Source organism: Mesorhizobium sp. M2E.F.Ca.ET.209.01.1.1 (genome assembly GCF_004010375.2).
In the GTDB taxonomy this organism is placed as follows: Bacteria; Pseudomonadota; Alphaproteobacteria; order Rhizobiales; family Rhizobiaceae; genus Mesorhizobium.
In genome coordinates this window covers 1-296 of record NZ_SADP02001070.1, presented here as the reverse complement: position 1 = coordinate 296, position 296 = coordinate 1, and the positions used below count along the sequence as shown (strand labels likewise).

The 296-nt window shown below is 64.5% G+C and carries 1 pseudogene; it reads left to right on the top strand.

Annotated elements, in window-relative coordinates:
* Positions 1-120: 120 nt before the first annotated feature.
* A pseudogene (locus tag EN852_RS39160) lies at positions 121-296 on the top strand (sugar ABC transporter permease); the annotation flags it as partial.

The following is a 296-nucleotide window of genomic DNA, read 5'->3' as shown; positions in this document are numbered from 1 at the left end:
GGGCCGGCCGGACGCTTCCATTTTTTGCGACGCGGCGCCTATGCTGCCGTCAGTTCGCCCGGCCGGCCGCCTTGCTCCCTAGGCGACCGGCGCGGCGAAGCAACCGATACGGGCTGATAGATGACTTCGGCGACGATGCACAGAGCCAAGCCTTCAGGCTTCAGGATCAGCAAGAGGGTGCTGCCCTATCTTCTCAGCCTGCCGGCCTTGCTGGTCTGCATCGGCATCCTGATTCCCTTCCTGACCTCGGTGGTCTATTCCTTCCAGCGCTACAGGCTGAGCCAGCCCTGGGCGCG